Raw genomic sequence first — 15,976 nt, 5'->3', positions numbered from 1 at the left:
ACAAGGAGGTAGTTTTAAAAAATGAATATTGATATTACAAATTACCTGCGATTAGACCCTGTTGATGTAATTCTTGTCTGTATCTCTACTTTGATCATTTGTTTGGTAGCGAAACATTTCTTCTGGGATGTCGTTCTTGACTTCTTCCAGAAGCGTCATGATTTGATTGCCGCAGATATTCAAGCAGGAGAAACCGCTCGTAAAGAGGGAGAAGATTACAAGCTTCAATATGAAAATCAACTGGCAAATGCCAGAGAAGAAGCACATGCGATCATAGATAGTGCAACGAAAAATGCCAGTGAAGAACGCAAAGAGGTTTTAAACAAGGCAAGAAATGAAGCACAAGGTATCAAAGAAAAAGCATTGGCTGATATTGAACGTGAAAAGGTTCAGGCACAGAAAGAATTGAAACAGACGATTACCGATGTAGCGTTTGAGGCTGCTGAAAAAATCATCAAAAAAGAAATTGATGAAAAAGATCAGCAGAAGTATGTGGATGAATTTATTGAACATGCAGGTGATGATACATGGCAGGCATAGCAGCGAAAAGCTATTGTGATGCGTTGTTTGAAATCGCAAAGGAAGAACATAAGTTAGATGTTTATAAAGAACAGCTTTGCTTGGTTAGAGATTTGATGGTACAGGATACAAAATTTCAAAGTGTCATGAATCATCCGAAAATCAGAAAAGAAGAAAAGAAACAATTGCTGGAAAGCGTATATAAAGACAAAATTGAAGCTATGCTTTTAAACTTTATGAAACTTTTGGTAGATAAAAATCGTTTCCGTATCCTTCCTGATATTACAAAGGAATTTGTAAAGAGTTATAACTTAGAAATGGGCATTCAGGTTGTGCTGATCAAGAGTGCACATGCGTTATCTCAGCAGGAAGAAACAAGATTAAAGGAAACCCTGGAGAAAAAGCTGGGTAAAACAATAGATCCTGTATTCAGTGTTGATGAAGACCTGATGGCAGGGATCCGTATCAAAATCAATGATCAGATCATCGATAATACAGCAAAAGCAAAGCTGGAACGTTTGAAAAAACAAGTCGTTGCATCTGAAGCAGACAAGTGAGGTGAATGTGGTGAGCTTAAGACCAGAAGAAATAAGCAAACTGATCAAAGAGCAGATCAGACGCTATGACGATGACCTGGAAACCGGTGAAACAGGAACTGTAATTACCATCGGTGATGGGATCGCACTTGTACATGGACTCGCTAATGCAATGGCAGGAGAACTTCTTTTGTTTCCGCAAGATGTCTATGGAATGGTATTAAACCTTGAGGAGGAGCATGTAGGTGCTGTTTTGATGGGTGATGATGCTGCCATTAAAGAAGGCGATGAAGTCAAGCGTACAGGAAAAATCGTTGAAGTACCTGTTGGCGATGGTATGTTAGGTCGTGTTGTAAATGCATTGGGACAGGCAATTGATGGAGGAGCACCAATCAAAAGTGAAAAATTCCGTCCGGTAGAACGTGTTGCCCCAGGTGTTATGACAAGAAAAAGTGTACATCAGCCGGTTCAGACAGGATTAAAAATTATTGACTCTATGATTCCGATTGGAAAGGGTCAGCGTGAGTTGATCATCGGTGATAGACAAACAGGTAAAACGGCGATTGCCATTGATACCATCATCAATCAAAAGGATAATCATGTGAAATGTATCTATGTAGCGATTGGTCAAAAGGCCAGTACCGTTGCACAGATCGTAGAAAAATTAAGAAGCCATGGGGCGATGGAATATACGACCATCGTATCTTCTACAGCAAGTGAACCGGCTCCATTACAATATCTTGCGCCATATGCAGGTTGTGCAATCGGTGAAGAGTGGATGGAAAATGGTGATGATGTATTGATCGTTTATGATGATTTGAGTAAACATGCAGTTGCTTATCGTACCATGTCCTTGTTGTTGAAACGTCCACCGGGACGTGAAGCATACCCAGGTGATGTTTTCTATTTGCATAGTCGTCTTTTAGAACGTGCAGCGAAATTAAATGATGAATTAGGTGGCGGTAGTTTAACGGCACTGCCGATTATCGAAACGCAAGCAGGTGATATCGCAGCATATATTCCTACCAATGTAATTTCCATTACAGATGGACAGATTTTCTTACAGACAGAGCTATTTAACAGTGGTGTTCGTCCTGCAGTTGATAGTGGATTGTCAGTATCTCGTGTAGGTAGTGCAGCACAGATCAAGGCAATGAAACAGGTCAGTGGATCTTTGAAGTTAGAACTTGCGCAGTTTAGAGAAATGCAGGCATTTGCGAAATTCGGTAGTGACTTAGATGCGGCTACAACGGAAACACTGGCACATGGTGAGCGATTGACCGCTTTATTGATTCAGAACCAGTATGATCCTATGCCGGTTGCACATCAGGTATTGTCTTTATTTGCGGCAAAACATAAATTCCTGAAACCCGTCAAGGTTGAAGATATCAAAGTATATGAAAAAGAGATGCTAAAATATATGGAAAGAGAACATGCTGATATCATTGAAAAGATCAATGAGCAGAAGGCTTTGGACAAGGATTTAGAAAATAGCATCAAGGATGCATTGACGGCGTTTGCGACAGAATTTAAAAATTTGATAGAAGGATAATCTATGGCAGCAGGTAAGTTAGCGATCAAAGCACGTATCCGTTCTGTAGATTCAACTCGTAAAATAACCAAAGCGATGCAGTTAGTTGCCAGTAGTAAGCTAAAAAAACAAAAACAGTACATGGAAGAGAATAGGGAATATGCATATTATCTTAAAGAAACCGTGCAAGAAATTCTTTCTTCTGTGGAACATAGTCTTCATCCCTATCTTCAAAAAAATGATGCTGATAAGGCAGTAACCATTGTCATGACAAGTGATATGGGGCTATGTGGTGGATATAATGCCAATGTCTTTCGTATGATCCAAAACGATGTATCAAAAAAGGATGATATCGTGATGATCGGAGGACGTGGGGCAGGATGGATCCATAATAAAGGCTATCATGTCATTCGAGAAGAGCTTGATTTAGAGGATGAATGTTATAGTGAACTTATGGAAGTAGCTGATATGGCTTTGGAAATGTACCGCAAAAAAGAAATATCCGAAATCCGTATTCTTTATACAAAATTCGTTAATTCCGTTACCTTTGCGCCACAGATTACAACATTGTTGCCTGTGGAAAAAGAAGAACGTGAAAACAAAAGCAATGCAGTTACTGAATTTGAACCAGCAGGAGATAAAATATTGGATACTTTAGTACCAATGTATGTACGTTCTTTATTGTACAGTTATTTTCTGGAAACAAAAACAAGTGAACAGGCAAGCAGACGAATGGCAATGGAAAGTGCCACAGATAATGCGGATGAAATTAAAGAAACCCTGGAACTGGAATTCAATCAGGCAAGACAGGCAAGCATCACCCAGGAAATTACAGAAATCGTTGGTGCTGTCAATGCGCTGGAAGGAGTGTAGCAGCTAATGAGTAAAAATATCGGAAAAATCGTTCAGGTTATTGGGCCGGTCGTTGACGTTGTCTTTGAAAATGGTGAACTGCCGGATCTATTGACTGCGATCGAAATTCCAATGAAAGATAAAGAGTCTCTGATTGTTGAGGTCAGTCAAGACATAGGAGATGATCGAGTACGCTGTATCGCTATGGGAAGCACAGATGGTTTGGTACGTGGCATGGATGCAATCGATACCGGTGCACCAATCAGTGTTCCTGTAGGAAAAGAAGTACTTGGTAGAATGTATAATGTATTAGGAAGAGAAATTGATGGGTTAGGAGAAACACCGACATCTAGTAAATGGCCGATTCATCGTAAGGCGCCAACCTTTGATGAACAACAAACAAGTGCAGAAATGCTGGAAACCGGAATCAAGGTCATTGACCTTTTATGTCCTTATTCCAAAGGTGGAAAGATCGGTTTGTTTGGAGGAGCCGGTGTTGGTAAGACCGTATTGATTCAGGAGCTGATTCACAATATTGCGAAAGAGCATGGTGGTATGTCAGTTGTTACCGGTGTAGGAGAACGTACACGTGAAGGTAATGATATGTATCATGAAATGAAGGATAGCGGTGTTTTGGATAAAACGGTTTTGGTTTATGGGCAGATGAATGAATCTCCAGGTGCCAGAATGCGTGTTGGTTTAACAGGATTAACTATGGCAGAATACTTCCGTGACCATGATCATCAAGATGTATTGTTGTTTATCGATAACATCTTCCGTTTCACACAAGCAGGTTCTGAGGTTAGTGCCTTATTAGGGCGTATGCCAAGTGCAGTTGGTTATCAGCCAACATTAGCGACAGAAATGGGACAGCTTCAGGAACGTATTACTTCCACTAAGAATGGTTCTATCACATCCGTTCAGGCAATCTATGTGCCAGCTGATGACTTGACAGACCCTGCACCGGCAACCGCATTTACCCATTTGGATGCGAAAACGGTATTGGATCGTGATATTGCGGCATTGGGGATTTACCCGGCTGTAGATCCATTGGAATCCAGTTCTCGTATCTTGGATCCATTGGTTGTTGGAGAAGAACATTATGAGGTTGCTCGTGGTGTTCAACAGATTCTACAACGTTATAAAGAACTACAAGACATCATCGCCATCCTTGGTATGGATGAGTTGAGTGAAGAGGATAAAGTGATCGTTAATCGAGCTCGTCGTGTACGTAACTTCCTATCTCAGCCATTTAATGTTGCGGAGGTATTCTCCGGTATTCCTGGATGTTATGTATCCTTAGAAGATACGATCAGAAGCTTCAAGGAATTATTAGATGGTAAATATGATGATCTTCCTGAAGCAGCCTTTATGTTTGTTTCTACCATTGAACAGGCTGTGGAAAAAGCAAAAACGTTGAATGAAGGTTAAGCTATGATTACGATCAAGATCATTACTCCCCTTGGACTATACAAGGATGGGAGTGTGGAGGCAGTACATCTGACAACTGTGGAAGGTGATACAACAATTCTTCCCAACCATATTCCAATGGTGGCAATGTTGAAAACCAGTTCTTGTTCCTTAAAGGAAAAAGGAGTTTATAAGGATTATGCGATTGCCGGAGGTCTGATGCAGTTTGCGGATAATGAAATGCGTATACTGACAGATGCCATTGAAGGTCGTGAAGAAATCGATATCGAAAGAGCCAAGCGTGCGAAGCAACGTGCAGAAGCTAGATTGGCGAAACAAGATAGTCGTACAAATATCAAACGTGCGGAAGTGGCATTGGCAAAAGCCATCAACCGTATACATGTATATGGAGATAAGCGCTGATCATCAGCGTTTTCTTTTTTTTGTTTCGTCATATATTTGTCATAATTTATACATACGATTGCTAAAATTTACGATAAAAATCTTTAAATATGCCTTATAATGAGAATAGTTTATTGATTTGATAAGATGTTATTGCTATAATTGTTATATATTGGTACCAAGAATGATTTTGATAGATGCAAGTAATCTTGAACCAGATAGAGGTGAAGCATGACCAGGAAGAAAAAAGTAAAAGAAACAATGGATCAGAAAAAGAAGATAATGCCGATTGCTCCTGTTCGCAGGCTTTTTATTGTATTTGGTATACTCAATATCATAACGATCCTTTTTTGTGGTATCTTATTATCTTTTCAGACGATGAAACAAAATACGGAGGCTGCATTTCAAAGCGCTTCTGCCCAGGTTTCGAAAAAAATCGAAGAGTCTATCAAGCTTCTAACCTCACTTGCCTCTTTGCCAGAATATAATGATCCTTCGATACCTTGGGAAGAAAAAGTAGAGAAACTTGATAAAATTAACGAAGGCTATGACTATATGATGATTTGTTATGTTGATTCAGACATACAAGTTTATACCATTGGAGAAGAGCCTGCCAGTTTGGCAAGTCGAGAATATATGCAAAAGCTATTTGCTACGCAAAAGAATGTGGTAACGGATAGTTTTGTAGCAGGAGCAGATGGTAAAACGTTGAATTATACGGTAGCCGTACCTTTAAAGAAAAACGGTGTCATTACCGGAAGTTTGTTTTGTGCAATTAAATTCGATGATACTGTGAAATTTATGGAAGAAGCTGTAGCTGCGAATAAAGCAGAAGCAGTTCTAATCGGATCGAAAGGTCAAATAATGTCTTCGACAAATGGTATGTCATATGGTGCGGATTTTACTTCGGTTTATGAAGGAACTCGCATTTTTGGCGTAACTACAGACCAATTAGAAGCTAACATGTTGTCTAGAAAAACGGGGTATTATCAAAGTTTTAAATCCGGTAATATCATTTATACAAAATATGGACCGGTTGAAAATACAAACTGGGATGTTATCGTTAGTGTTGATTTTCTTTCTTTATTGATTCCGATGTTACCATATCTCATCACACTTTCCATACTGTCTGCTATGTTGACCTTGATGTTATACTACTTTGTACGAAAACACATTATGATGCAAGCGTATTCTATGCAAAGAATATTGACCACGATTCATAAAATGGAAAAAGAAATGCAACGTGGCATGCCATCTTATGATGTGGATTATGAGAATATCATGCAGATTACAGGAAAAGGTTTAAAAGATGATTTGACCGGTGCTGCAACTCGTGTTTTCTTCTTAAATCAAGCGGAGCAACTTTTAGAAGGATGCAATAAAACTTCGACACTTGCTTTATGTTTTGTGGACTTGGATGATTTGAAAATATTAAATGATACTTATGGGCATTTGGCAGGGGATGCTGCTTTGAAAGCCATAGGAAAAATCTTACGTGAATATGAAAGAAAATATGATGGTATCGTTGGGCGATATGGTGGAGATGAATTTGTTTTGATCATGAGCGATGTAGATGATTTAGATGAATTGAAAGAAATATTAAGTGAAATGGTAGAGCGCTTGACCTTTACCTTACAATTCAATGAAGAGAATATCGCTATTCATAGCAGTATTGGTGCCAGTATCAGGCGAAATCATGAACCTTTGGAACTATTGATAGCCAATGCCGATAAAGCTTTATATGATGTAAAACGTCATGGAAAAGGAAGCTATTCTGTGTTTCTTGATGGCGAGGTAAAAGAGCTATGAAATTAACAAAGAAAAGAAAGCTGCTTTTATTTATCGCTTTCAGCATTTGTGTTCTTTTCAGTTCTCTGTTTGGCGCATATCTGTTTCAGCAACATATCATAGATGAACGCAAAAAAAGCGTACAGACGACTTTGGACTTATTTTATACACAAATGATTGAAAAAATAGGAAATATGAATTATGCAGAATACCTTTCTTATACAATTGATCATGAAGATGAGCCTGATTTGAGTTTGTTTAAGGAACGAGCTGAAGATTTACGGAAAGAAAATGAACATATCTTATTTCTTGCCTTTATTCAAGGAGATGTTCTCAAGACCATTTTACCTGAACAAGAATATCATGAATCGATAGGAAAAAATATTAGTGGGTTGTCTTATAGTTATACACTTGCGAAAGTTGTCAAGGAAACAGTGGTAGAAGGACCGGAAAAACTAAAAACAAACCAAAAAGATGTCTTTTTGTTTCTATATCCTTTATTACATGATGAGGAATATATCGGAGAGATCGTAGCGGCTTTGGATGCAGATTATGTCATTGAACAATTTGGCTTAGATAAATTAAAGAAAGGCAATTATGATTATGAACTTTGGACTGTAAATGAACTTGGTGAACATAAAAATATCATTGCTGTATCTGATACATCTGTTGATTTCTCTAATGCTTTGAAAAAAGAGTTTAGTTTACCTGCCAATAGTAACCTTAGCATTCAACCTAAGAATGGATGGATCAGTGATGAAGAATGGTATCAAGTAGAAGTTATCTGTGTGGGAAGCGGACTTCTTGTGATGATTCTCATAGGACTTGCATATTTTTATATCAAAAGATTAGAAGAGTTGCAACGTGTAAGCTATACAGATCCTAATTGTAAACTTTTGAATCAGAATGGTTTTTACCATTATATCAATCAAAGGATCCATCGAGATGGCACAAAAGGCTTTGTTGTTATATATATTGAGTTAAAGGGTTATCACGAAATACAAAACGTCAGTGAACAGGGTGAACAAACTCAATATTTCGCTCATGTACATGAAAAAATTAAGGATTGTTTTGGAAATGAGGTAATATCGGCACGATTAAATGAAGAAACTCTTGCGATTGCCATTTATGACGAATATCATGATGAAGCCCTTACCAGCTTACTTGATGATTTCATATTACAGCTATTTTGGAAGAAAAAATATAAAGGTGAAAAATTATTTATAGAACCTATTCATAGCATTGCAACATACCCTATGGATGGTGATACCGCAGCTTCCTTAATTGAAGCAGCAAAGAAGCGTTTGCAGAAAAACATAGAATAAGATGATTTATTTTCTAATGGAAGTTGTATAAAGGGTAAAAAAATAGGTATCCTCTTATTGATAAAAAAAGAGATTACAGGATGTAATAATATCATATTTAAAAAACCTGTGAATCGGATGGAGGTCTTTATGAAAAAGCTTAAAACAATTTTGATAGCAGATGATTCATCAATTAATCGATCTATTTTGTGTGATATTCTCAGCAATGATTATGAGGTATTAGAAGCGGAAAACGGTGTTCAGACATTGTTAGAATTAAAGAATAGGGAAGGTAATATTGCTTTATTATTACTTGATATTCATATGCCTGGTGTGGATGGATTACAAATATTAGAAGAGATGCGAAAATATAGTTGGGGTAAGGATGTACCTGTCATCATTATTTCTTCTGAAACCTCTCTTGCATCGATACGTCAAGGTTTTTCTTATGGTGTCATCGATTATATTAGAAAACCTTTTGATCACGAAATCATTCAAGAACGTATACGTAATACCATCATGTTATATTCTAAACTTGATAGCTTAAAAAATAAGGTAAATCGTCAAGTTATGGAAAATGAAAAAAATAATATGTTGATGATCAATATCTTGAGCTCAGTGGTAGAATTTCGTAATGGAGAATCGGGAATGCATGTGATTCGTATACGAGCAATAACTGAAATCCTACTCAATCAGTTGGTAAAAGAATATCCACAATATGCATTGGATCAAGGTACGATCAAGATGATCTCAAATGCAGCTGCACTTCATGATATCGGTAAAATTTCTATTCCTGAGGAAATTTTAAATAAACCAGGAAAGCTGACCAATGAAGAATATACTGTCATGAAACAACATACGGTAATTGCAGATGAAATGATTCACAATTTAAAATTTGCAAAACGAGAAAGTCTTCTTCAATATTGCCATGAAATATGTCGTTGGCATCATGAAAGATGGGATGGTTTTGGTTATCCTGATGGTCTAAAAGGAGAGGAAATTCCAATTAGTGCACAGGTGGTATCACTTGCGGATGTATATGATGCTTTGGTTAGTGAACGTGTCTATAAAAAGGCATATTCACATCAAGAGGCAGTTCATATGATCATAAATCATGAGTGTGGTGTGTTTAATCCACAAATCATCACATGTTTCTTGAGCATAGCGGATACGATAGATGAAAAAATAAATGATTATTGTCGTAAACAAGAAAATATTTTTGATCTTTATTATTTAGTGAACGAAGAACTTATGCAAGTTGAAGAAGTGGATAACAAACCATACCATGAAGCTTTACCGCAACATTCTATCTTCGATACTCATACCGGTGAATATTTAATTACGGAAAAGTTATTAGATCGTTCATCATGTGGTGCTTACTTGCTGTTATATTTTGATTCATCGCAAGAGAAAAAGATGTATGAGATATTGCATAACATTAATGAAATATGTGAGGATGCTATCATCGCACATGGACTAAAAGAAAACATCATGATTTATATTGAAGACCATGATGAAAAAGAAGTAAAACGGTATGTAGAAAACATCATATCTTTGTGGAAGGATTGTGGAGTTGCGTATGTACCTGAACATGGAACAACTTTATTTGAGCTTTACAGACACGTTGTAAAAACACAGATGTGATTTATTTCCATAAAATAGTTCCATCATACACCTTCATAGCGGCATCATAATAGTTTAGATGTTTACAAGCAAGAATGGATTCTTGGTAAATATGGGTAAAGATATCTTTGCATAAAGTCGCAAACAAAGAAATATCTTGCTTGATCAAGGCATCGATTGCAGTTAGGATACGCTCATGAATTTCACGATTCGAGTTGGTTGCCCCAAGGTTGAGCAAACAAGGAATAGATCGACCGATTCTAAAATTACGTTGTAATAGTTCATATACGACCCTCAATGCTTGATAAGGGATATTATTCGTGATAAAATTCAACAAAACACGAGATGACATGTGATAAATTTGATAGTCATCCCACATAGCTGTTAATTCACAGCGCAACTGCAAGGCATCTTCTTTGGGAATGTTTTGGGCAACTAATTGGGCTGTTTGTTCAATGATAAGCATTAGAAATTCCAAACTATCCAAAAAGCGTCGAACGTGATGAGCAACAAGGGATGGATCAAGATGAATATTTGTCAGTTCGATTTGTTTCATCACCACATGGATACCTTTTCCACGAATGGAAGTAACAGCACCCCATTGTTGAAGCTGTTGAACAGCTTTAGATGCAGTTTTGATGCTTACATTATAACTTTGATGTAATTGGATGATGGAAGGTAAACGATCACCTAACTTGTATTGTCCGGAAACCATCATGCTCAGTAAATCCATATATACGCTAGCACAACGATCTTCTCCCTTGCAGATGATTTGTTCAAAGTCATCTACTCCTTTATATAACGGGGAATGAATGCATACATGGGTATTTGCAGAAGGCTGAGCATCTGGTTGCATAAAGTCATATAAGATAGTAAAATCATCAAATTGAACAGAAGTCAAATCCGCTTTCAAACGTGCTAATTCCATTAGCTTTAAAAGATCTTGTTTGTATTTTGAACGCAATGCATAGGTGCCTGGTAATGTAGTAACATCAGAAAAGCCCAAACCGGTAATGACTCTAAAGATCAAATCATTGCCGATCCGTGAAATAAAAAAACGCCAGACTCGTTTGGAATCAAGCCAAAACTGTTGAGGGTCATAAAGATCCATTTGTTGAATGATATCTTCCGCAATTGCAAGCTCTTTTGGCGAACAAAGGTGAATGCCATATTCATTTAATGGATAACAAAGATAAGCCCCTGATTTCATGATATCGTAAGCAATGGATGCATTGACTTGTCTTTGTTCGATAGGAAAGTTAGAGGTCATATCACGTTTTGCCACGATAGGACATTTTCGCTTTTCACAATAGATGAGTCCATCTTCTTTCAATAGCTCTAACGCTTTGCGAATCGTTTTTTCTGAAGTATGATATTCATGACAGAGATCACTACGAGAAGGAATCTTCGTACCCTCACGTAGGCGTCCGTTTTCTATTTTATCTTTTAGAATTCGATATACTTGCTCGTACATCACGATATCATTCTTCATTAATGTCCACCTGCCTTGTTTCTATTATACCGCAAACAAATCTTCTTTGATAGATTTGATTTCTATCGGTTATTTTGATGAAAATACAGATAAGGCAAGATCCCTATGAGAATGAAGGAGGTGATACATATGAATGTAAAAGAATGTTATACGCTTATGGGAGGAGATTATGATGAAATCATGTATCTCATGCGAAGTGAAGCTAGAATTATAAAATATCTTAAGCGATTTAAGGAAGATCAGACCATGCAACAATTAACACAAGCTCTTGAACAACAAGATTATGATTTAGCTTTTCGCTGTGCTCATACATTAAAAGGTGTCAGTGTCAATTTGAATATGATGAATCTTGCGACATCTAGCAATCAATTGACAACAGCACTACGTGAACAAAAGAAAAATGTGGAAGATTTATATCTTGCGGTCAAACAAGATTATGATGCAACCATCAAGGCAATTGATGAGCTTTTATCGGAATAATATAAAAAGCCATGATCAGTCATCATGGTTTTTATGTGCCTGTAAGGCTTGTTCTGTAATACAAGATAATAAAATATAACGATGTCCATCTGGCCATTCAATGACATTTGCAACAGTATGGATCCAGCAATTCAATAAAGGATTGTAAATATCCGTAGCAACGCTTTCCCCTTCTTCATGTTTTAGCTTACGAATAGGACAATGTGTACAAGGGAGCTTTATTTGTTGAAAACATTCATAACAAAGAGCCCCTTTTTTCAATTTAGGAAAGGATTTTTGAATTTCTTTATTGAAATAGATGATGGAATGATTACTAGGGTCAATAACATAAATTGCATAACCGATGTGATCCAACAAAGCCATCATTGTTTTTAGATTTTCTTCTTGTTGTAATTTCTGATTTTGATTTTGAAGAAAGATACCAATAACTTCAAAGATAGTTTTAAAGTCATCCTTTTGTCTACGACTGAATTCTTGTACTTCCTTGTGATTACAATAACCGATAATCAAACTATGAGCCTCATCTAGATGAAGACGCATCATAACAGCGGTTTTTGCTTTGGCACTGGATAATATATTTCTGATATGAGGAATGTTTAGGTATTTAGATTCTCTGGCAAATATCATATGCTCTTGACTGCTTTCAAATAATAAAGCTGATTCATTTATTAGATGTTTTGGATAGGAATCAATATGTGGTCGAAAAGCCATTTGCTCATCTTCTGTCCATTCCATGATCATATTACTTGTTGCTTTTTGTTTATCAAAAACAATCAGATAACAATGGTCTCCATGAAAATATAGCGCAATCATTTTTAAGACATGAAGCAAGGTATCATCAAAGTCCGTTGCATCAGAAGTAAATAAGGTTTTGAATATCAATTCTCTGATATTATTCTCAAAAGGATCTGATATTTTCTTATCTGTTTTTCCATGAATAAGGGATGCATATTCCTCCATCTTACGATCAAAGACGACACATTGATTTTTACCGTTGTTCTTTCCATAATATAGAGCAATATCGGCTTTACGATATAGTTCGTTATAACTAGAGGTTTCTTTATCATAAAAACAAATACCACAAGAAACTGAAATTCTAGCCGATTCATAACCTTGAAGAGATTCTTTTTTTAGTATACTGCATAATAGATCACAGATGGAAACAATCGATTCTCTGGAAGTTACTGATGGAATAAATGCAGAATATTCATCACCCCCAAGACGGCATAGAATGCTATTTTTAGGAAATAACTGTGCCATTTTTTTCGCAACGAAGGATAAAACAAGATCGCCGAATAAATGTCCATAGGTATCATTTGTTTCCTTAAAGTTATCCAAATCAATGATGATAAAGGCATGAAGATCGTTTGGATAATGTTTTATGATCTTATTTATGTTTGCTTGAGCTGTCATGTGATTGTATAATCCAGTTAATAAATCACGCTCTGCTTTCTTTTTCCACTCTACTTCTTTACATTTTTCCTCATTGATATTTTTAATAGATACTCTTGCCAGTACATGCCCATTGTGTTGCTCTACAAAATTCATGGTACTTCGTATCCATTGATAGCGGTTATCAATGATTCTACGATATTCACAAATATATTGTTTTTCTCCATTCTGAAATCTTTTGATCAACTGGGAACGTTGTTTCTCATGGAGAATAGATGAATCATCGGGGTTTATATATTGGTTCAAATCAAGTAGCATTTCATCGTAGGTACAACCATCAGGAAATTTTAGATCATCCGGACAATTCTGATTGATACTGGTGATTTCACCGGTGTTAAGGTCTACCTCATAAACGTGGATATATTCTGATGATACGATATCAAAATATTCTTTCTTGCTTTGATAGTCTTGCTTTAGTTCTTTTTCTTCTGTAATATCTTTTAAAATACCGATTGCTTCAATGACCGATCCGTCATGATCAAAAATTGTGGTACATTGAATGTTAAACCAGCGATATACTTGATCCTGTGTCTTTAATCTCACACTACATTCGCATTCACTACAACCTAAAGCAATTTGATCACACATCTTAATGATATCGGGTATGTTTTCAGGTGCTAAAATCTTATGCTCCCATAGAAATTGAGGGACATGAGATAAGGTATCAAATAAGGGAAGAATATGGAAGGTAAGTTTATTTGTTGTATCCATACGGGAAACTGTTTTTTTGTATGGATCATAACGAAACAAAAGACTTTTGGATTGTCGAAGAGCTATTTTAAAACGTTCCTGATTGATCACAAGCTCTCTTTGTGTGCGTAGCAATTCCTTTACATCAGTAGAAACACTAATATATCCAATGGGAGTATGTTGATCATCATATAAATAAGAAATGGAAACTCGATTTGCGGTATCATTGGGACCATGTTGAATCATGCCGTCTTCTCCACGTAAAAAGCGTTCTACACAACAATTGCTGGTATCACAAAAAGGTGTATGAAAACAACTGCATTTTTGATTGAGGCATGTTTCATAAGGAATATCTACAAGTTGTTTTGCACTTTCATTCATAAACTTGATATTCTTCTCTAAATCCATAATGATGATGGGGTTGGAAATCGCATGTAATACATTTTGACAATTATCAATGTCAATTTCTTTGACGTGCTTCATGTTCATGCTCCTTTATGATAAGTTTACTATATCTTAAGTATATCATAATTCTTGCTTCTGTTTGTTCAATTTTTATCATTTTATCGTTTCACCATTGTTCAAATGAAAAATGATGAATCTTAAATACTTCAGAATATAAAGAAATCTTCAGAAATCTTAGGTTTCTATTTCATAAGTATGGTGCTATAATAATGCTGTTAAAAAGGAGATGCCCTATGGAAGAAAATAATCATCCGGAAGTAAATGAAAATGAAGAAGTAACAAAAGATATAAAGAAAAAAAGCGGATGGAAATATGAGCTGTTTGATTTGGCAAGAACCTTCGTCATCTGCTTTATTGCTGTATGGTTAATCACAACGTTTATTGTAAAACCGGTAAGAGTAGATGGGAAAAGTATGTATCCAACTTTGATGGATGAAGATATCGGAGTGATGAATATCATCAGCAGAAAACTTTCTGGTGTAAAGCGCTTTGATGTTGTAATCGTAAAAAATGAGAGAATGAATGAAGATTGGGTAAAGCGTGTCATCGGAATGCCAGGCGATAGTATTTATGCAAAAGATGATGTAGTGTATGTTAACGGTAAGGCAATTGATGAGCCTTATTTAGATAATGAACATGCCAATGCAGTACGTGCACGTGGAGATAACTTTACCAGTGACTTTGATGAAGTGATACTTGATGATGATGAATATTTCTTAATGGGAGATAATCGGATCAATTCAAGTGATTCTCGTGTTGTAGGTCCTTTTAAAGGTGAAGATATTATCGGAAAGGATGTCTATGTGGCATTCCCATTCAACCATATGAAAATAGTAGGTAATGGTGCTAAAGAATCTTGATATAAAAGTGTTGAATGACACTTTTTTTCTAAATAGATATTGGGATTGGGCAGTATCATTGATTTTTGCCTCCGCTGTTTCTATAATAGAGATAGGAGGTAGTACATATGGATTACGAAAAAATAGTTGAAGGTATCCAGATTCATACCAACGAGGATATCACAGAATCAGAAGCAAAAGCGTATATTGCACATATTAGAAAAAACAATCCACATAAAGAAATCGAGAGCATTGATTTAAAATTTGATGGAGAAGAGGTTGAGTTAGGTTATCATTTACAGCCAGAAGGAGTTTAAAAAGATCAGACGTATTACAGGTTATTTAGTAGGTACGGTAGATCGTTTCAATGATGCAAAACGTGCAGAAGAAAAAGATCGTGTGAAGCATGGATAGAAAGTGTGAAATATGCACTTTCTTTTTTTTAGATTCTTTATGTTCGTATTTGAATAAAAAAGATAAAAAATAAAAAATTTTTAAAATAATTTAGGATTTTCACCCCTGTTTTACGTATGTAGATAGGTAAGGGCCATTTCTATATAGCGAGCCTAGAAAGACAGAGGTGAAACCATTGG

The 15,976-nt window shown here is 36.3% G+C and carries 14 protein-coding genes and 1 pseudogene; 13 read left to right on the top strand and 2 right to left on the bottom strand.

Going from position 1 to position 15,976, the window contains the following annotated elements:
* Positions 1-21 precede the first annotated feature (21 nt).
* The 9 genes from atpF (at position 22) to UGRO018_RS06365 (ending at position 9,986) form a co-directional block, all read left to right on the top strand.
* On the top strand, positions 22-540 hold the full coding sequence (atpF, locus tag UGRO018_RS06405) for a F0F1 ATP synthase subunit B (RefSeq protein WP_416325639.1): 519 nt from the start codon (positions 22-24) through the stop codon (positions 538-540).
* Positions 528-1,076 (top strand): F0F1 ATP synthase subunit delta, encoded by a 549-nt coding sequence (locus tag UGRO018_RS06400; RefSeq protein WP_416325638.1) that lies wholly within the window; start codon positions 528-530, stop codon positions 1,074-1,076. Before atpF ends, UGRO018_RS06400 begins: the two co-directional genes overlap by 13 nt.
* 10 nt (positions 1,077-1,086) lie before the next feature.
* Positions 1,087-2,607, top strand: coding sequence for a F0F1 ATP synthase subunit alpha (gene atpA / locus UGRO018_RS06395; protein ID WP_416325637.1), 1,521 nt, complete (start codon positions 1,087-1,089; stop codon positions 2,605-2,607).
* Between the two features lie 3 nt (positions 2,608-2,610).
* Positions 2,611-3,459: an ATP synthase F1 subunit gamma gene (gene atpG / locus UGRO018_RS06390; protein WP_416325636.1), complete on the top strand. Its 849-nt coding sequence runs from the start codon at positions 2,611-2,613 to the stop codon at positions 3,457-3,459.
* A gap of 6 nt (positions 3,460-3,465) precedes the next feature.
* Complete coding sequence (atpD, locus tag UGRO018_RS06385; protein ID WP_416325635.1) at positions 3,466-4,869, top strand: F0F1 ATP synthase subunit beta; 1,404 nt, start codon at positions 3,466-3,468, stop codon at positions 4,867-4,869.
* A gap of 3 nt (positions 4,870-4,872) precedes the next feature.
* Entirely contained in the window at positions 4,873-5,271 is a 399-nt protein-coding gene (atpC, locus tag UGRO018_RS06380; protein ID WP_416325634.1) for an ATP synthase F1 subunit epsilon, read from the top strand.
* Between the two features lie 210 nt (positions 5,272-5,481).
* Complete coding sequence (locus UGRO018_RS06375; protein ID WP_416325633.1) at positions 5,482-7,059, top strand: sensor domain-containing diguanylate cyclase; 1,578 nt, start codon at positions 5,482-5,484, stop codon at positions 7,057-7,059.
* A complete protein-coding gene (locus UGRO018_RS06370; RefSeq protein WP_416325632.1) occupies positions 7,056-8,363 on the top strand; it encodes a diguanylate cyclase domain-containing protein in 1,308 nt (435 codons plus the stop codon). Before UGRO018_RS06375 ends, UGRO018_RS06370 begins: the two co-directional genes overlap by 4 nt.
* Positions 8,364-8,492: 129 nt before the next feature.
* Positions 8,493-9,986, top strand: coding sequence for an HD-GYP domain-containing protein (locus tag UGRO018_RS06365; RefSeq protein ID WP_416325631.1), 1,494 nt, complete (start codon positions 8,493-8,495; stop codon positions 9,984-9,986).
* Between the two features lies 1 nt (position 9,987).
* On the opposite strand, the gene UGRO018_RS06360 is transcribed toward UGRO018_RS06365, so the two are convergent.
* Entirely contained in the window at positions 9,988-11,457 is a 1,470-nt protein-coding gene (locus UGRO018_RS06360; RefSeq protein WP_416325630.1) for a GntR family transcriptional regulator, read from the bottom strand.
* 129 nt (positions 11,458-11,586) lie between these two features.
* Between UGRO018_RS06360 and UGRO018_RS06355 the strand changes: the two genes are divergently transcribed.
* Positions 11,587-11,937, top strand: coding sequence for an Hpt domain-containing protein (locus UGRO018_RS06355; RefSeq protein WP_416325629.1), 351 nt, complete (start codon positions 11,587-11,589; stop codon positions 11,935-11,937).
* 15 nt (positions 11,938-11,952) lie between these two features.
* On the opposite strand, the gene UGRO018_RS06350 is transcribed toward UGRO018_RS06355, so the two are convergent.
* Positions 11,953-14,562 carry a diguanylate cyclase domain-containing protein gene (locus tag UGRO018_RS06350; protein WP_416325628.1) on the bottom strand — a complete coding sequence of 870 codons (2,610 nt, stop codon included), beginning with the start codon at positions 14,560-14,562 and terminating at the stop codon, positions 11,953-11,955.
* A gap of 215 nt (positions 14,563-14,777) precedes the next feature.
* Here UGRO018_RS06350 and lepB point away from each other — a divergent pair, with 215 nt between their 5' ends.
* The 3 genes and pseudogenes from lepB to nrdD form a co-directional block, all read left to right on the top strand.
* Positions 14,778-15,404 carry a signal peptidase I gene (gene lepB / locus UGRO018_RS06345; protein ID WP_416325627.1) on the top strand — a complete coding sequence of 209 codons (627 nt, stop codon included), beginning with the start codon at positions 14,778-14,780 and terminating at the stop codon, positions 15,402-15,404.
* 107 nt (positions 15,405-15,511) lie between these two features.
* Complete coding sequence (locus UGRO018_RS06340) at positions 15,512-15,700, top strand: hypothetical protein (RefSeq protein WP_416325626.1); 189 nt, start codon at positions 15,512-15,514, stop codon at positions 15,698-15,700.
* A pseudogene (nrdD, locus tag UGRO018_RS06335) lies at positions 15,696-15,797 on the top strand (anaerobic ribonucleoside-triphosphate reductase); the annotation flags it as partial. The gene UGRO018_RS06340 and the pseudogene nrdD, both read left to right, overlap by 5 nt.
* Between the last annotated feature and the right edge of the window lie 179 nt (positions 15,798-15,976).

The organism is Hoskinsella mucinilytica, assembly GCF_045223415.1.
GTDB lineage: Bacteria > Bacillota_I > Bacilli_A > Erysipelotrichales > Erysipelotrichaceae > Hoskinsella > Hoskinsella mucinilytica.
This window is presented reverse-complemented; position numbering and strand designations above follow the sequence as displayed.